Origin of the sequence: Brachybacterium halotolerans (assembly GCF_016623465.1) — a bacterium.
Lineage (GTDB): Bacteria > Actinomycetota > Actinomycetes > Actinomycetales > Dermabacteraceae > Brachybacterium > Brachybacterium halotolerans.
The window spans coordinates 201,285-216,974 of the sequence record NZ_JAEDAJ010000003.1; the positions used below are offsets into that span (position 1 = coordinate 201,285).

At 68.3% G+C, this 15,690-nt stretch carries 10 protein-coding genes; 1 reads left to right on the forward strand and 9 read right to left on the reverse strand.

What is annotated here, in order from left to right:
• Positions 1-164: 164 nt before the first annotated feature.
• From I8D64_RS07440 to ngcE, 3 genes are read right to left on the reverse strand one after another with little or no spacing between them, the layout of a single operon-like run.
• Positions 165-1,097 carry a carbohydrate ABC transporter permease gene (locus I8D64_RS07440; protein WP_200501871.1) on the reverse strand — a complete coding sequence of 311 codons (933 nt, stop codon included), beginning with the start codon at positions 1,095-1,097 and terminating at the stop codon, positions 165-167.
• Positions 1,094-2,059, reverse strand: coding sequence for a carbohydrate ABC transporter permease (locus tag I8D64_RS07445; protein ID WP_200501872.1), 966 nt, complete (start codon positions 2,057-2,059; stop codon positions 1,094-1,096). Before I8D64_RS07445 ends, I8D64_RS07440 begins: the two co-directional genes overlap by 4 nt.
• Positions 2,059-3,516 (reverse strand): N-acetylglucosamine/diacetylchitobiose ABC transporter substrate-binding protein, encoded by a 1,458-nt coding sequence (gene ngcE / locus I8D64_RS07450; protein ID WP_200501873.1) that lies wholly within the window; start codon positions 3,514-3,516, stop codon positions 2,059-2,061. Before ngcE ends, I8D64_RS07445 begins: the two co-directional genes overlap by 1 nt.
• A 270-nt stretch (positions 3,517-3,786) precedes the next feature.
• On the opposite strand from ngcE, the gene I8D64_RS17250 reads away from it, so the two are divergent.
• On the forward strand, positions 3,787-4,713 hold the full coding sequence (locus I8D64_RS17250; RefSeq protein WP_246482838.1) for a YflT domain-containing protein: 927 nt from the start codon (positions 3,787-3,789) through the stop codon (positions 4,711-4,713).
• Between the two features lie 300 nt (positions 4,714-5,013).
• Here the strand turns inward: I8D64_RS17250 and tuf are convergent, their stop codons facing one another.
• From tuf to I8D64_RS07485, 6 genes are all read right to left on the reverse strand, one after another.
• Positions 5,014-6,201: an elongation factor Tu gene (gene tuf, locus I8D64_RS07460; RefSeq protein ID WP_200501874.1), complete on the reverse strand. Its 1,188-nt coding sequence runs from the start codon at positions 6,199-6,201 to the stop codon at positions 5,014-5,016.
• 129 nt (positions 6,202-6,330) lie between these two features.
• Complete coding sequence (gene fusA / locus I8D64_RS07465) at positions 6,331-8,478, reverse strand: elongation factor G (RefSeq protein WP_200501875.1); 2,148 nt, start codon at positions 8,476-8,478, stop codon at positions 6,331-6,333.
• 99 nt (positions 8,479-8,577) lie between these two features.
• Positions 8,578-9,048 carry a 30S ribosomal protein S7 gene (gene rpsG / locus I8D64_RS07470; protein WP_109274669.1) on the reverse strand — a complete coding sequence of 157 codons (471 nt, stop codon included), beginning with the start codon at positions 9,046-9,048 and terminating at the stop codon, positions 8,578-8,580.
• The gene (gene rpsL, locus I8D64_RS07475) at positions 9,048-9,422 is read right to left on the reverse strand and encodes a 30S ribosomal protein S12 (RefSeq protein ID WP_152351771.1); all 375 of its coding nucleotides are present in this window, start codon (positions 9,420-9,422) and stop codon (positions 9,048-9,050) included. Before rpsL ends, rpsG begins: the two co-directional genes overlap by 1 nt.
• A gap of 503 nt (positions 9,423-9,925) precedes the next feature.
• Positions 9,926-11,221, reverse strand: a complete 1,296-nt coding sequence (locus tag I8D64_RS17580; RefSeq protein WP_200501876.1) for a transglycosylase family protein — start codon at positions 11,219-11,221, stop codon at positions 9,926-9,928.
• Between the two features lie 486 nt (positions 11,222-11,707).
• The gene (locus I8D64_RS07485; protein ID WP_200501877.1) at positions 11,708-15,595 is read right to left on the reverse strand and encodes a DNA-directed RNA polymerase subunit beta'; all 3,888 of its coding nucleotides are present in this window, start codon (positions 15,593-15,595) and stop codon (positions 11,708-11,710) included.
• Positions 15,596-15,690: the final 95 nt, after the last annotated feature.

Consider the following 15,690-nt stretch of genomic DNA (forward strand, 5'->3'; position numbering starts at 1 on the left):
CTTTGGGCCGGGGGGGGCCGCGGCCCCTTGGCGCCGCGGGGCCTTGGGGGGGGAGCCGTGGCGATATCGCCACGGCTCCCCACCATCGGCCTGTCCGGAACAGAGCACCCGGGTCCAGTTTCCGGGGCCCGGGGTCCGCGCTCCGCGGCCCGCGTCCCGTGCGCCTACTTGTTCGTGCTCGGTCCGACGCCGCCCTGGAGCTGGCGCTGGAAGATCACGTAGACGATCAGCACCGGGAGGATGGTGATCGTGACGGAGGCGAACATCGCCGACCAGTCCGTCTGATAGCCCTGCTGGGCCTGCATGTTCGCGAGGCCCTGGGCCAGCACGTACTTGTCGGGGTCGGTGTTCAGCACGATCGGCAGCAGGAACTGGTTCCACAGGCCCAGGAAGTTGAAGATCGTGATGGACACCAGGCCCGGCTTCGCCATCGGCAGCATCACCTGGAAGAAGGTGCGGAAGTCCCCCGCACCGTCGATCTGCGCCGCCTCGCCGATCTCGTCCGGCAGCTGCCGGAAGAAGGCGTAGAGGAAGAACACCGTGAACGGCAGGGCGAAGCCCACGTAGCTCAGGATCAGTCCCAGGTAGTTCCCCTGCAGCCCCATGGACTTCAGGATGAAGAACAGCGGGACCACGGCGAGGAACAGAGGGAAGGTCAGGCCGGCGATCAGCGCGTAGTAGATGATCGTGCGGCCCGGGAACGTGTACCTCGCCAGGACGTAGGCGCACATCGCCCCCAGCAGCATGACCAGCACGAGCGAGGCGCCGACCACGATCACCGTGTTCAGGAAGTAGCGGCCGATGCCGGCCGTCGTCCACGCCCGTGCGAAGTTGTCGAAGTTCCAGGTCTTCGGGAAGCTGAACGGCGAGGCGAGGATCGAGCGCGAGTCCTTGAACGAGCTGAACACGGTCCACAGCAGCGGCAGGATGACCACGAGGGCCCACAGCGCGAGGATCACGTGGGACACGGCGGCGAAGACCCGGTCGCCCCCGGAGGCACGTCGTCGACGCGGCTCGACGGGCACCGCTCCCCCGGAGCCGGACGACGCGGACGTCCGCCCGGCGGCGTCGGCGTCTGCGGTCCTCACGGCGCTCATCGTTCCCTCCTGCGGCTGGACAGCAGCACGATCGCCGCCATGATCATCGTGAACAGCGCCATCACCACGCCCATGGCGGAGGCGAGGCCGAAGTTCGACTTCTGGAACGCCGTCTCGTAGAGGTACCTCGAGACCACCTCGGTGCTCTTCGAGGTGCCGCCGTTGGGCGTCATGACGTTGACGAACACGAACATGTCCAGCGCCATGATCCCCATGTACACGAGGGCGGTCGAGATGTTCTCGCGGATCATCGGCAGGACGACCTGCACCGACAGGCGCAGCCGACCCGCGCCGTCCAGTCGGGCGGCCTCGATGACCTCCGAGGGCACGGCCTTGATCGCGGCCACGAACAGCACCATGTAGAACCCGACCATGTTCCACACGACGGCCACGACGATGGCCGCCATGGCGACGCGGGGATCACCGAGCCAGGCGATCTGCGAGTCGATCCCCACCAGACCGAGGAGGCCGTTCAGGAGGCCGCCGCCCGGGGCGTAGATGAAGGCGAAGAGGATGCCGATGACGACCGCGGGGATGACGTACGGGAAGAAGCTGATCACGCGGTACACGCTCGCGCCGCGGATGCCCTTGACCTCGCCCCGGCTGTCGCCGCCGATCGTCACGAGCACCGCGAGGGCGTAGGCCAGCGTGATCGTGATGAGCGGCAGCACGACCATCAGGACCGCGTTGTGCCACAGGGCCCGACGGAAGTTGTCGTCCGCGAACAGCGTCGCGTAGTTCTTCAGGCCGATGAAGTCCTGGGAGGCGGAGACGCCGCGCCAGTCGGTCAGCGAGTAGTAGAAGGCCTGCACGAACGGCGAGACCACGAACAGGACGTACACGAGCAGGGGCAGCCCCAGGAACATGGCGAAGAAGACCACCCGCTCGAGCGTCAGGCGCTGGCGCCGACCGCGGGAGCGGGGAGCTTCCGCGGTCGGCGCCGTCGTGGGGACCGCGACCATCACTCGACGTCGAACTTCTTGATCGAGTCGTCCTCGCGCACCTTGTCGAGCATCTTCTGCTGCTTCTCTCGCAGCTCGTCGGCGCCGATCGCGCCGGAGAGGAACTCAGTCCACTGGGTCACGGTGTCGGGGCCCAGGTTGTACCAGTCCACGAAGTTGAAGGTGAAGGTGTTCTCCCCCGCCCCCTCGATCATGGAGAGCACGGACTTCAGCGCCGTCGAGGCGTCGTCACCGGTGGGCGCGGCATCCTTCACGACAGTGGGCGAACCGGTGAGCGTGGTGAAGTTCGTGGCCTGCTCCTTGGAGAGCATCACGCGCAGGAACTCCATGCCACCGGCGGTGTTCTTGCCCTTGGACGGGACCAGGAACGGCTCGCCCGCGGTGCCGTGGACGGCCTCGTACGGGAGCTTCGCACCGCTGCTCAGCAGCGGTGCCGGGGCGCCCGTCATCTCGTAGTCGTCGGGGGTGACCTCGCGCTGCTCGTTCTCGATCCACGAGCCCGAGGGATAGATGACCGACTTGCCGGTCACCCAGTCCGTCTGCGCCTGGGTGTGCTTGATCCCCTCGCCGCCCTTGGCGAAGAAGCCGGCCTTGACCGCGTCCTCCATCGCCGCGAAGGCCTTGACGACGGTGTCCTGCTCGAAGGCCTTGGCATCCAGGGAGTCGAGCTTCTTCTGGACGTCCAGGCCGCCCTCCTTGATCGCCATCGTCAGGGCGAGCTCCTGGTAGTAGTTCGAGGCGTTCTGGCCGCCGTAGGAGAAGAGGGCGATCTTGTCCTTCTTCGCCTCCTCGCCGAGGGCCATCAGGTCGTCCCAGGTCTTGGGGGCCGACCATCCCTTGTCCTCGAACTGCTTGGCCGAGTACCAGATCGCGTAGACCGTGTAGACGTAGTTCAGTGCGAGGAAGGTGCCCGAGTACGTGCCGGGATCCGTGGCGCCCGGAAGCAGGGTGTCCTTGATCGCGGTGCCGTCCACTCCCTTCGCGTCGAGCAGCGGCTGGAGGTCGGCGAGCTGATCCTGGTTGACGAGGGCCTCGACGCTCATGGACTGGGCGCCGGAGTTGTCGAAGAGGTCCGGCGGGTTGCCGCCGACGAAGCGCGGCTGCAGCTCGGGCTGGATGTTCACCGTCGAGGTGACCTTGGGGGTGATGTCCGAGTGGAGCTTCTCGAAGGCCTTGCCGGCGTCCTTCGCGTAGTCGTCGCCGTAGCCGCCGTCGAAGATGACGACGTCCACGCTCGAGCCGGACTTCACGCCGAACGGGTTGTCGTCGGACTTGTCGCCGCCGCCGTCGGCCGCATCGCCGCTGGACGAGGAGTCGTCGCCTCCCCCGCCGCCCGCGCAGGCCGAGAGCGCGACCGCGCCGCCGCCGGCGCCTGCGAGGGCGAGGAAGCTGCGCCGCGAGGCCCCCAGGCGCTCGAGGGGTGTCATCATGTCGGAGGTGTCCTGAGAGGAGTCCATGGTCTCCTGCTTTCGTCATCGAGTGGACAGGGTGTCGTCGGACCGTCATGCCGAGGTGCCGCGACGTCGTCGGCGCGCCTCGTGCCCCGATCATAATGCGCGCCTTGCGTAGATCTGATCGATTGAGCATCAAGTCGGTCACGAACACGTAACGGGCCACGGCGGCAGTCATCGCTGAGCGGGCCCGCGGGGCTCACGCCCCGTCGACATCCAGCGGAAGTCCAGGCGATACCTCGGTGCCGCCCTGATCCGTCCTCTAGGCTCGCGTTCATGACACAGCCTCAGCAGCAGCCCTCACCACTGACGGCGCGGCTCTACAAGCTCGAGTATCCCCGCTCGCTCGGCACCTACAGCACCTACGCCGAGGTGCAGGCCGTGGTGGATGCTCTCGCGGATGCCGAGTTCCCGGTCGAGAACACGATGATCGTGGGCACCGACCTCAAGCTCATGGAGCGGGTCACGGGTCGGCGCACGTGGGGCAAGGTCCTGCTGAACGGCGCGCTGAGCGGCGTCTGGATGGGTCTGTTCATCGGCCTGCTGCTCGCCCTGTTCTCCGGCCATCTGGTGCAGACGGTGATCTCGGGCGTGCTGTTCGGGGTCGTCTTCTTCACGATCTGGTCGGCGATCAGCTACGCGGCGACCGGCGGGAACCGCGACTTCACCTCGATGACCGCGACGATCCCCATGCAGTACGAGCTGATGGTCGAGCACAGCCACGCGCAGGCAGCGCGCAGCATCCTGCTCGAGGCCGGCGCGACCCCTCCCGGTCCCGCCGCACCGCAGACCACCGGCCGCGGCGCGAACGGCGCTCCCGTCGTGCCCGCCGCCGCGGGCACCCAGCAGCCCGCACGCCCGCCTCACGGCGAGTACGGCGCGCAGAGCGCCGCCGGCGCGCACGGAGGCACCGGTCCCCAGCAGGCACGGGGCACCGCCGCCCCGTCGGCCGCGTACACGGGCCAGGGCTCCTGGACCGACCACGCGGCGTCGGCCCCCGCAGACGCGAGCGGCGCGCCCTCCCCCTCCGCGGAGAACCGCCCCGAGTACGGCAGGCCCGCTGCGCCCGCGCCCACCCGCAGCGCCTCCGCCGCGAGCCCGTCGCGACCGCAGTACGGCAGGCCCGCGTCGGCCCCGACCGCGGATCCGGAGCAGACCGACGAGGACGATGCCGGCGCGCCCACCCAGGATCCGCGGCCCTGAGCCGCTGAGGTCCTGCGCCGGGACCCACGGCGCCGATCACGATCATCGCTCCCCGCGCGGTACATGATCCACGCACGAAGGCCCGCGCACCGCTGATGCACGCGGTGGGCGGGCCTTCCTGTTCCGCATCCCCTCGGATGCGCACCGCGCGTTCCTGGTCCCGTCGCCATGCGGCCGCTCCTCCCCCGGCCGGGCATGACGAAGGCCCCGGATCCTCCCGCCGTGCGGCGGATGGATCCGGGGCCTTCGAGCTCTCCCCTGGGGGATCAGCTCACGTCTGCGGGCTCGCGCCCGCGATCATCACTTGATGATCTTGGTGACGCGGCCGGAGCCGACGGTGCGGCCACCCTCGCGGATGGCGAAGCCGAGGCCGTCCTCCATGGCGATGGGCTGGATGAGCTCCACCGACATCTCGGTGTTGTCGCCGGGCATGACCATCTCGGTGCCCTCGGGCAGCGTGATGACGCCGGTGACGTCCGTGGTGCGGAAGTAGAACTGCGGACGGTAGTTCGAGTAGAACGGGTTGTGACGGCCGCCCTCGTCCTTGGACAGGATGTAGACCTGCGCCTCGAAGTTGGTGTGCGGGGTGATCGAACCCGGCTTCACGACGACCTGGCCGCGCTCGACGTCCTCGCGCTTGGTGCCGCGCAGGAGCAGACCGCAGTTCTCGCCGGCCCACGCCTCGTCCATCTGCTTGTGGAACATCTCGATGCCGGTGACCGTGGTCTTCTGCGCCGGGCGGATGCCGACGATCTCGACCTCGGAGTTGATCGGCAGCTTGCCGCGCTCCACCTTGCCGGTCACGACGGTGCCGCGGCCCTGGATGGTGAAGACGTCCTCGACGGGCATGAGGAAGGGCTTGTCGAGATCGCGGACCGGGTCCGGGATGTTGTCGTCGGCCGCGGCCATCAGGTCCTGGACGGACTTGACCCACTTCTCGTCGCCCTCGAGGGCCTTGAGAGCGGACACGCGGATGACGGGGGCGTCCTCGTCGAACTCCTGCGAGCCGAGCAGCTCACGGACCTCCATCTCGACGAGCTCGAGGATCTCCTCGTCGTCGACCATGTCGGACTTGTTGAGCGCGACCAGCAGGTAGGGGACGCCGACCTGACGGGCGAGCAGCACGTGCTCGCGGGTCTGGGCCATGGGGCCGTCGGTCGCCGCGACCACGAGGATCGCGCCGTCCATCTGGGCCGCACCGGTGATCATGTTCTTGATGTAGTCGGCGTGGCCGGGGGCGTCGACGTGCGCGTAGTGGCGCTTCTCGGTCTCGTACTCGATGTGCGAGATGTTGATCGTGATGCCGCGCTGCTTCTCCTCCGGCGCGTTGTCGATCTGGTCGAAGTCCCGCTTCTCGTTGAGATCCGGGTACTGGTCGTACAGGACCTTCGAGATCGCAGCGGTCAGCGTGGTCTTGCCATGGTCGACGTGACCGATGGTGCCGATGTTGACGTGCGGCTTGGTCCGCTCGAACTTGGCCTTGGCCATTGTGGTGTCCTCCTAGGACTGTCTCATCTGGGTACTACTGGTTCGGGACGGCGGGCGCCCGGCCTGCGGGCCTCCGCCGCGGGGTCGGAGGAGAGGCGGATCGAGTGTACCCGTCTCCCCTCCGCTGCCTCACTCGCCCCGGGTCTTCGCGACGATCTCGTCCGAGATGGTCTTCGGGACCTCCGCGTAGCTGTCGAACTGCATCGAGTACACCGCACGACCCTGGGTCTTGGACCGCAGGTCGCCGACGTAGCCGAACATCTCCGACAGCGGGACGAGAGCACGGACGATCTTGACCCCGCTCGCGTCCTCCATCGACTGGACCTGCCCGCGACGCGAGTTCAGGTCGCCGATGACATCTCCCATGTACTCCTCGGGAGTCCGGACCTCGACCGCCATGAGCGGCTCGAGGATGACCGGGTTCGCGAGGCGCAGGGCCTCCTTGGTCGCCATGGAGCCGGCGATCTTGAAGGCCATCTCCGAGGAGTCGACGTCGTGGTACGCACCGTCGATCAGCTGCGCCCGGACGTTCACGACCGGGTAGCCGGCGAGCACGCCGGACTGCAGCGCATCCTGGATGCCCGCGTCGATGGACGGGATGTACTCACGCGGGATGCGACCACCGGTGACGAGGTTCTCGAACTCGTAGAACACGCCCTCCTCCGCGTCCTCGAGGGGCGCGTAGGTGATCTGCACCTTGCCGAACTGGCCGGAGCCGCCGGTCTGCTTCTTGTGCGTGTAGTCGAACTTCTCGACCGTCCGCTTGATGGTCTCGCGGTACGCGACCTGCGGCTTGCCGATGTTCGCCTCGACCTTGAACTCGCGGCGCATGCGGTCCACGAGGATGTCGAGGTGCAGCTCGCCCATGCCGCGGATGACCGTCTGGCCGGTCTCGTCGTCCAGCTCGACCTGGTAGGTCGGATCCTCCTTGAGGAACTTCTGGAGCGCCGCGGAGAGCTTCTCCTGGTCGCCCTTGGTCTTGGGCTCGATGGCCACGGAGATCACGGGCTCGGGGAAGGTCATCGACTCCAGGGCGATCGGGTTCTGCAGATCGCTCAGGGTGTCGCCGGTGGTGGTGTCCTTCAGGCCGATGAACGCGTAGATGTGGCCGGCGAAGGCCTCCTCCACGGGGTTCTCCTGGTTGGAGTGCATCTGGAAGAGCTTCCCGACGCGCTCCTTCTTGCCCGAGGTCGAGTTCATGACCTGGTCGCCGCTCTTGACGTGACCGGAGTACACGCGCACGTAGGTGAGCGTGCCGAAGAACGGGTGGGTCGCGAGCTTGAAGGCCAGGGCCGAGAAGGGCTCGTCGGTCGACGGCTTGCGCGTGAGCTCCTTGGACTCGTCCTTGACGTCGTGGCCGACCATCGGCGGGACGTCGAGGGGCGAGGGGAGGTAGTCCACGACCGCGTCGAGCATGGGCTGCACGCCCTTGTTCTTGTACGCGGAGCCGGCGAACACCGGGTAGGCCTCCGAGTTCACCGTGAGGTGACGGATGCCGGCCTTGAGCTGGTCGACGGTGAGGTCGCCCTCTTCGAGGTAGGCCTCCATGAGCTCCTCGGTGCTCTCGGCGACGTCCTCGACGAGCTTGGCCCGGTACTCGTCGACCTGCTCCTGGAGCTCCGCGGGGATCGGGACCTCGGCCTGGTACTGGCCCAGTGCCGGATCGCCCTTCTTCTTGCCGAACTCCGGAGCGTCCTCGGGGAACGTCTCCGGCCACTCGTAGGCCTTCATCTCGACGAGGTCGACGACGCCGCGGAAGTCGTTCTCCGCGCCGATCGGGACCTGCATCACCAGCGGCTTGGCGCCGAGGCGCTCGACGATGGTGCGCACGGTGAAGAAGAAGTCCGCGCCCAGCTTGTCCATCTTGTTGACGAAGCAGATGCGAGGCACGTCGTACTTGTCGGCCTGGCGCCACACCGTCTCGGACTGGGGCTCCACGCCCTCCTTGCCGTCGAACACGGCGACGGCGCCGTCGAGGACGCGCAGCGAGCGCTCCACCTCGACGGTGAAGTCGACGTGACCGGGGGTGTCGATGATGTTGATCTGGCTGTCGTGCCAGTAGCAGGTCGTCGCGGCCGACGTGATGGTGATGCCGCGCTCCTTCTCCTGCTCCATCCAGTCCATCGTGCCGGCGCCGTCGTGCGTCTCGCCGATCTTGTAGTTGACACCGGTGTAGTAGAGGATGCGCTCGGTCGTGGTGGTCTTACCGGCATCGATGTGGGCCATGATGCCGATGTTTCGGACCTTGGTGAGGTCGCTGAGCACTGCGAGTGCCACTGACTTGGGCCTTTCTGGAGGGCTGCTGGTCTGGAGTGCGGTGGGAGGCGGGGCCCGCCCGCCGCGGATCCGGGGATCCGGCGGGCGGGCCCTGCCGTCTCACCAGCGGTAGTGCGCGAAGGCCTTGTTGGACTCGGCCATCTTGTGCGTGTCCTCCCGGCGCTTGACCGCGGCGCCGAGACCGTTGGACGCGTCGAGCAGCTCGTTCATGAGCCGCTCGGTCATCGTGTGCTCGCGGCGGGCGCGCGAGTAGCTGACGAGCCAGCGCAGGGCCAGCGTCGTCGAACGGCCGGGCTTGACCTCGACGGGGACCTGGTAGGTCGCACCGCCGACGCGGCGCGAACGCACCTCGAGGCTGGGCTTGACGTTGTCCAGGGCCTTCTTGAGGGTCGCGACCGGGTCCTGGCCGTTCTTCTCGCGGCAGCCCTCGAGGGCGCCGTAGACGATCGACTCGGCGACGGTCTTCTTGCCGTCGAGGAGGACCTTGTTGATGAGCTGGGTGACCAGCGGGGAGCCGTAGACCGGGTCCACCACGAGCTGGCGCTTGGGAGCTGCTCCCTTACGAGGCATTACTTCTTCTCCTTCTTCGCGCCGTACCGCGAGCGGGCCTGCTGGCGACCCTTGACGCCCTGGGTGTCCAGGGAGCCGCGGACGATCTTGTAGCGGACACCCGGGAGGTCCTTCACACGGCCGCCGCGCACGAGCACGATCGAGTGCTCCTGCAGGTTGTGGCCGACGCCGGGGATGTACGCCGTCACCTCGATGCCAGTCGACAGGCGCACGCGCGCGATCTTGCGCAGCGCCGAGTTCGGCTTCTTGGGGGTCTGGGTGTAGACGCGCGTGCAGACGCCGCGGCGCTGGGGCGAACCCTTGAGCGCCGGGGTCTTCGAAGCGGAGGACTTGACCGTCCGCCCCTTGCGCACCAACTGCTGAATAGTGGGCACTTCGACTCTTCCTGTTCTGCCGACGGGAGTGTTGGTCCCCCCGGATCTCCATCTTGTGGCCGCGGACGCGGCCGGCGACCCGTCGTGCGCTCCCCTGCTTCCCGGGAGTGGGCACGGCCACCCGCGCGGACGACGTGCGCCGTCCGTGCGTCGGAGCACCGTGATCGCGCGCCACGGACGAGGGCGGGGATGCGCCCGTCGCCCGGATTCGGGCATGCCACGAGGATCCGCTCCTCGCGGGGGACACCCGGGCGTTCGAGTCGACAGCCCGGGAGAAGTCCCGATCACGACCAGAGGGCACTCCGGACGCTCTCGACAGTCTACTGACGCCGCGTGCAGGGGGTCAAAGGACTGGGTGCCTTCGGATGCACATCACATGCCCGCCCGAGGGCGGCGGCACCCGATGACGCGGCGAGCGCACCACGGGTCTCCGTGATGCGCTCGCTGTGCGTGCGTGACGCGGGATCGCGCGCCGTGCACCCGATCGGGCTCCGGGCGTCGGATCAGCCGATGCCGAGCTTCGAGGTGCAGCCGGGCCATGCGCCCCAGCCCTGGGCGGCCTGGACCTTCTTGGCGACCGCGATCTGCTGCGCGCGGGAGGCCTTGTCGGCCGAAGGGGCGTAGGCGCCGCCGCCGAACGCCTTCCAGGTCTGATCGGTGAACTGCAGACCGCCCTTGAAGCCGTTGCCGGTGTTGATGGACCAGTTGCCGCCGGACTCGCACTGGGCGATCGTGTCCCAGACGGAGCCGCTGGAGACCGAGGGGGCCTTCGCGCTCGAGGAGGACTTCGAGGAGCTCGTGGACTTCGCGGAGTCGGAGGAGGTCTGGGACTTCTTCTCCGAGCTCTTCGAGGACGAGGACTTCGAGGACTTCGAGGCCGAGGCGTCGGCATCGCTCGAGGAGTCGTCGGCCTTCGCGGAGGAGCTCGAGGAGTCGTCCGAGTCGCTCGAGGTCTCCTCGGGCTCGGGGGCCTTCTTGGTGCCCTCGAGGACGACCTCGTCGACCGGCTCCTTCGTGACCTTCTCGTCCAGGACCTTCGTCTTGGTGACCTCGCCGTCGACGATCGTCTCGCGGACCTTCGTCTCCTTGGTGCCCTTCTGGCCCTCGGTCTGCACCTTCGTGGTGCCCTCGGTCAGCTCGTCGGACTTCTTGGTCTTGGTCGTGAAGTCGACGGACTCCTTCTTCGTCGACTCCTTCTCGCGCACGCGCTGGACGGTGACGGTCATGCCGTCGGTCAGCTCCTCGTCGCGACCGGGCTTCGCGGTGTCGGTGTCCTCGATGTTCTTCAGAACCTCCTCCATGCCCTCGCCGACGGTGTCGGAGTAGACGGTGAAGGTCTTGTGGCCGTACTGGCCCTTGAAGGTCACGGACTTCGCGGTCTGCACCTCGACCGAGGTGCCCTCGGCGCTGAGCGAGGTCTCCGGGTCGGGGCTCACGTGCGCCTTCTTGGTGTCGACGTCGAGCTCCGCGAGGGCGTCGGCCACGGTGTCGCCGGTCGTGAGGACCTCGTGCGCCTTCCCGTCCACCGTGACGGTGACGGGGTTGCGGTGGACGACCTGGATGTCGATGCCGTCGGTGACGACGGAGTCGATGGAGGGGGTCACGAGGTCCGTCGAGCGCACGGTGACGCCCTGCGCCTCGAGGAGCGCGCCCACCGTCGGGCTGAAGGTGCGCACGGTGCTGTGCTCGCCGTACACGTCCACGCCGGCCTCGTTGGAGACCGCGTACGCGGTGCCGCCGCCGCCGGCGACCAGCAGCCCTGCCACGGCCGCAGAGATGATCCACGGAGTCTTCTTCACGTCGTTCTACCCACCTGTGTCTCGTCGATTCGTCGTGCGCTCCCCCTGGGGAAGTGCGCGACGACCGCGCGTGGGGGTGAAGAGGACGACGGGGCCCTGGGGCCTGCCGGACCGTCCGGGATCCATGTTCCCGGGCGCGCGGGGAGTATGCGAGGGGTCTGAACGGAACTTGAGAGCGTTCGGAGCGTCCCTTTACCGGCCCATGACCGTGGGCGTCAGGCCGGTCACCCGAACGGGGTCCGTCGGCGCCGCGGGACGTGGCGGGGGCCACCACAGGGAGCGGGACGCGCAGGCGGCCGGGGCACGGGACGGGGCCAGGACGACGGGCGGGGCGGGGCGCGGCGGGGCGGGCAGTGGCGGGCACGCCGAGCCACCTCCCCGTGACACGCCGCAGGGCGGCCCCACCGTGTGGTGGGACCGCCCTGCGGTGGTCTCGGGACCGGCGGGCCGACGGCGCGATCAGCGCGTCGACCCGACCGGGCCTCCTCAGCGGAACTCGCTGCGGAAGGGATCCGAGTAGTCGATGTCGTCGAGGTTGACCGCGCCCGCGCCGTAGCCGGAGAAGTCCAGCTCGTCGTAGCCCGGCACCTGGTACATCTGCGCCTTCGCCTCGTCCGTCGGCTCGACCGAGATCCGACGGAACCGGGGAAGCCCGGTGCCGGCGGGGATCAGCTTGCCGATGATCACGTTCTCCTTGAGCCCCATGAGCTGGTCGCTCTTGCGGTTCAGGGCGGCCTCGGTGAGCACGCGGGTCGTCTCCTGGAAGGAGGCGGCCGAGAGCCACGAGTCCGTCGCGAGGGAGGCCTTCGTGATGCCCATGAGCTCGGGACGGCCGGATGCCGGCTGCCCGCCCTCGGAGAGCACACGACGGTTCTCGCGCTCGAAGGTGATGCGGTCCGCGAAGTCGCCGGGCAGCAGATCCGTGTCGCCCGACTCGATGATCGTCACGCGACGCAGCATCTGGCGCACGATGACCTCGATGTGCTTGGCGTGGATGTCCACGCCCTGGCTGATGTACACCTTCTGGACCTCGTCCACGAGGTGCTTCTGCACCGCACGGGGGCCGAGGATGCGCAGCACCTGCTTGGGATCGACCGAGCCCTGGGAGAGCTGCTGGCCGACCTCGACGTGGTCGCCGTCGGCGACCAGCAGGCTGACGCGGCGCGGCACGTTGTAGGTGACCGGGTCGGTGCCGTCGTCGGGGGTGACCGTCAGACGACGCTGCTTCTCGTTCTCCTCGATCTCCACGCGGCCCGCGGACTCGGTGATCGGCGCGAAGCCGGCCGGGGTGCGGGCCTCGAACAGCTCCTGCACACGCGGAAGACCGTGCGTGATGTCGCCGTCGGCGCTGGCCACACCACCGGTGTGGAAGGTGCGCATGGTCAGCTGCGTGCCGGGCTCGCCGATCGACTGGGCCGCGACGATGCCGACGGCCTCGCCGATGTCCACGAGCTGGCCGGTCGCGAGCGAGCGGCCGTAGCACAGGGCGCAGGTGCCGACGGCGGAGTCGCAGGTGAGCACGGAGCGCACCTTGATCTCGCGGACGCCCGCGGCGACCAGCTGGTCGATGAGCACGTCGCCCACGTCGGAGCCCGCCGGAGCGACCTCGTTGCCCTCGGGGTCGAGGGCCGCGGTCGCCAGGGTCCGCCCGTACGCCGTGGTCTCGATGTTCTCGTCGGGGACCAGCGCACCGGCCTCCTCCGCGGCGATCTGCAGGGTCAGGCCCTTGGACGTGCCGCAGTCGGACTCGCGGACGATGACGTCCTGCGAGACGTCGACCAGACGACGCGTGAGGTAGCCCGACTGGGCGGTCTTCAGCGCCGTGTCCGCGAGGCCCTTGCGCGAGCCGTGCGAGGCGATGAAGTACTCCAGGACCGAGAGCCCCTCCTTGTAGTTGGAGAGGATCGGGCGCGGGATGATCTCGCCCTTCGGGTTCGTCACCAGGCCGCGCATGCCGGCGATCTGGCGGATCTGCATCCAGTTGCCTCGAGCGCCCGAGTTCACCATCCGGTAGATGGAGTTGGTCGGGGTCTCCTCGAAGTTCTTCTGCATGGAGGCGTCGACCTCGTTGGTCGCCTTGGACCAGACGTCGATCAGCTCGGCGTTGCGCTCCGCCTCGGAGACCAGACCGAGGTCGCGGTTCTCCTGGATGCGGGCGGCCTGGTCCTCGTACTTCGAGAGGATCTCCTGCTTGTCCTCCGGCGCGATGACGTCGGAGAAGGCGAAGGAGACGCCGCTGCGGGTCGACCACGAGAAGCCGTAGGACTTGAGCGCGTCGAGCGACGCGGCGACCTGCCCCTTCTCGTAGCGCTCGGCGAGCTCGTTGACGATCCCGCCCAGGCGCTTCTTGCCGACCTGGCCCTCCACGTAGGGGAAGTCCACGGGCAGGGTCTCGTTGAAGTAGACCGTGCCGAGCGTGGTCTCGAGCGTGATCGGGTCACCCTCGGTCCAGCCCTCGGGCGCCTCCCAGCCGCGCGGCGGCACGACGTCCTCGAAGCGGATGCGCACCGGGGCGTTGAGCTCGAGGTCGCCGGCATCGTTCGCCATGATCGCCTCGGCGATCGAGGAGAAGCTGCGGCCGGCGCCCTTCGCGTCCTCGCGGACCGTCGTCAGGTGGTACAGACCGATGATCATGTCCTGCGCGGGCATGGTCACCGGACGGCCGTCCGACGGCTTGAGGATGTTGTTGCTCGAGAGCATGAGGATGCGGGCCTCGGCCTGCGCCTCGGCACTCAGGGGCAGGTGGACCGCCATCTGGTCGCCGTCGAAGTCCGCGTTGAAGGCGGCGCACACGAGCGGGTGCAGGTGGATGGCCTTGCCCTCGACGAGCTGCGGCTCGAAGGCCTGGATGCCCAGGCGGTGCAGGGTGGGCGCACGGTTCAGCAGCACCGGGTGCTCGGTGATGACCTCTTCGAGCACGTCCCAGACCTCAGGGCGCGCACGCTCGACCATCCGCTTGGCGGCCTTCACGTTCTGCGCGTGGGACAGGTCCACGAGCCGCTTCATGACGAAGGGCTTGAACAGCTCGAGCGCCATGCCCTTGGGCAGACCGCACTGGTGCAGGTGGAGCTGCGGACCGTTCACGATGACCGAGCGGCCCGAGTAGTCCACGCGCTTGCCCAGCAGGTTCTGGCGGAAGCGGCCCTGCTTGCCCTTGAGCATGTCGGAGAGCGACTTCAGCGGGCGGTTGCCCGGGCCGGTCACCGGACGCCCGCGGCGGCCGTTGTCGAACAGCGAGTCGACCGACTCCTGCAGCATGCGCTTCTCGTTGTTCACGATGATCTCGGGCGCACCGAGATCGAGCAGCCGCTTGAGGCGGTTGTTGCGGTTGATCACGCGGCGGTACAGGTCGTTGAGGTCGGAGGTCGCGAAGCGGCCGCCGTCCAGCTGCACCATCGGACGCAGATCCGGGGGGATCACCGGGACGCAGTCGAGCACCATGCCCTCGGGCGAGTTGGTGGTGGACCGGAACGCGGTGACGACCTTGAGGCGCTTGAGCGCGCGGGCCTTCTTCTGGCCCTTGCCGGTGGCGATGACCTCGCGCAGGGTGGCGGCCTCGGCCTCGAGGTCGAAGTCGCGCAGACGCTGCTGGATCGCCTCGGCGCCCATGCCGCCCTCGAAGTACGTGCCGTAGCGCAGCTTCATGGCGCGGTACAGCTGCTCGTCGCCCTCGAGGTCGGCGACCTTGAGGCTCTTGAAGCGATCCCAGATCGCGGTGACGCGGGCGATCTCGGCGTCGTACTTCTTGCGGATCTGCGCCTGCTCGCGCTCGGAGGAGTCCCGGACCTTGCGCTTCGCGTCGGCCTTGGCACCCTCCTCCTCGAGCTTGGCGAGGTCCTGCTCGGCGGAGACGGCGCGGTCGTTGATGGCCGCGTCGCGCTCGTTCTCGAGCTCCTTGACCTCGAGGTCGTAGCGGGCCTGCAGGTCGGGCAGGTCCTCGTGGCGGGCATCCTCGTCGACCGCGGTGATCATGTACGCGGCGAAGTAGATGACCTTCTCGAGGTCCTTGGGGGCCAGGTCCAGCAGGTAGCCGAGGCGGCTCGGCACTCCCTTGAAGTACCAGATGTGGGTCACCGGGGCGGCGAGCTCCACGTGGCCCATGCGCTCACGGCGCACGGAGGACTTGGTGACCTCCACGCCGCAGCGCTCGCAGACGATGCCCTTGAAGCGGACGCGCTTGTACTTCCCGCAGTAGCACTCCCAGTCCCGGGTGGGACCGAAGATGCGCTCGCAGAACAGGCCGTCCATCTCGGGCTTGAGGGTGCGGTAGTTGATGGTCTCGGGCTTCTTGACCTCGCCATGGGACCAGGTGCGGATATCGTCCGCGGTCGCGAGGCCGATGCGCAGCTCGTCGAAGGTGTTGACGTCGAGCACAGGTGTCCTTCTCTCGAATCTGAAGTCGGGTCGAATCGCTGTCTGAGGGTCGGGGGCGGGCCCGGGAGGGCGGCCTGTGCGGCCGCGCTCCCCCA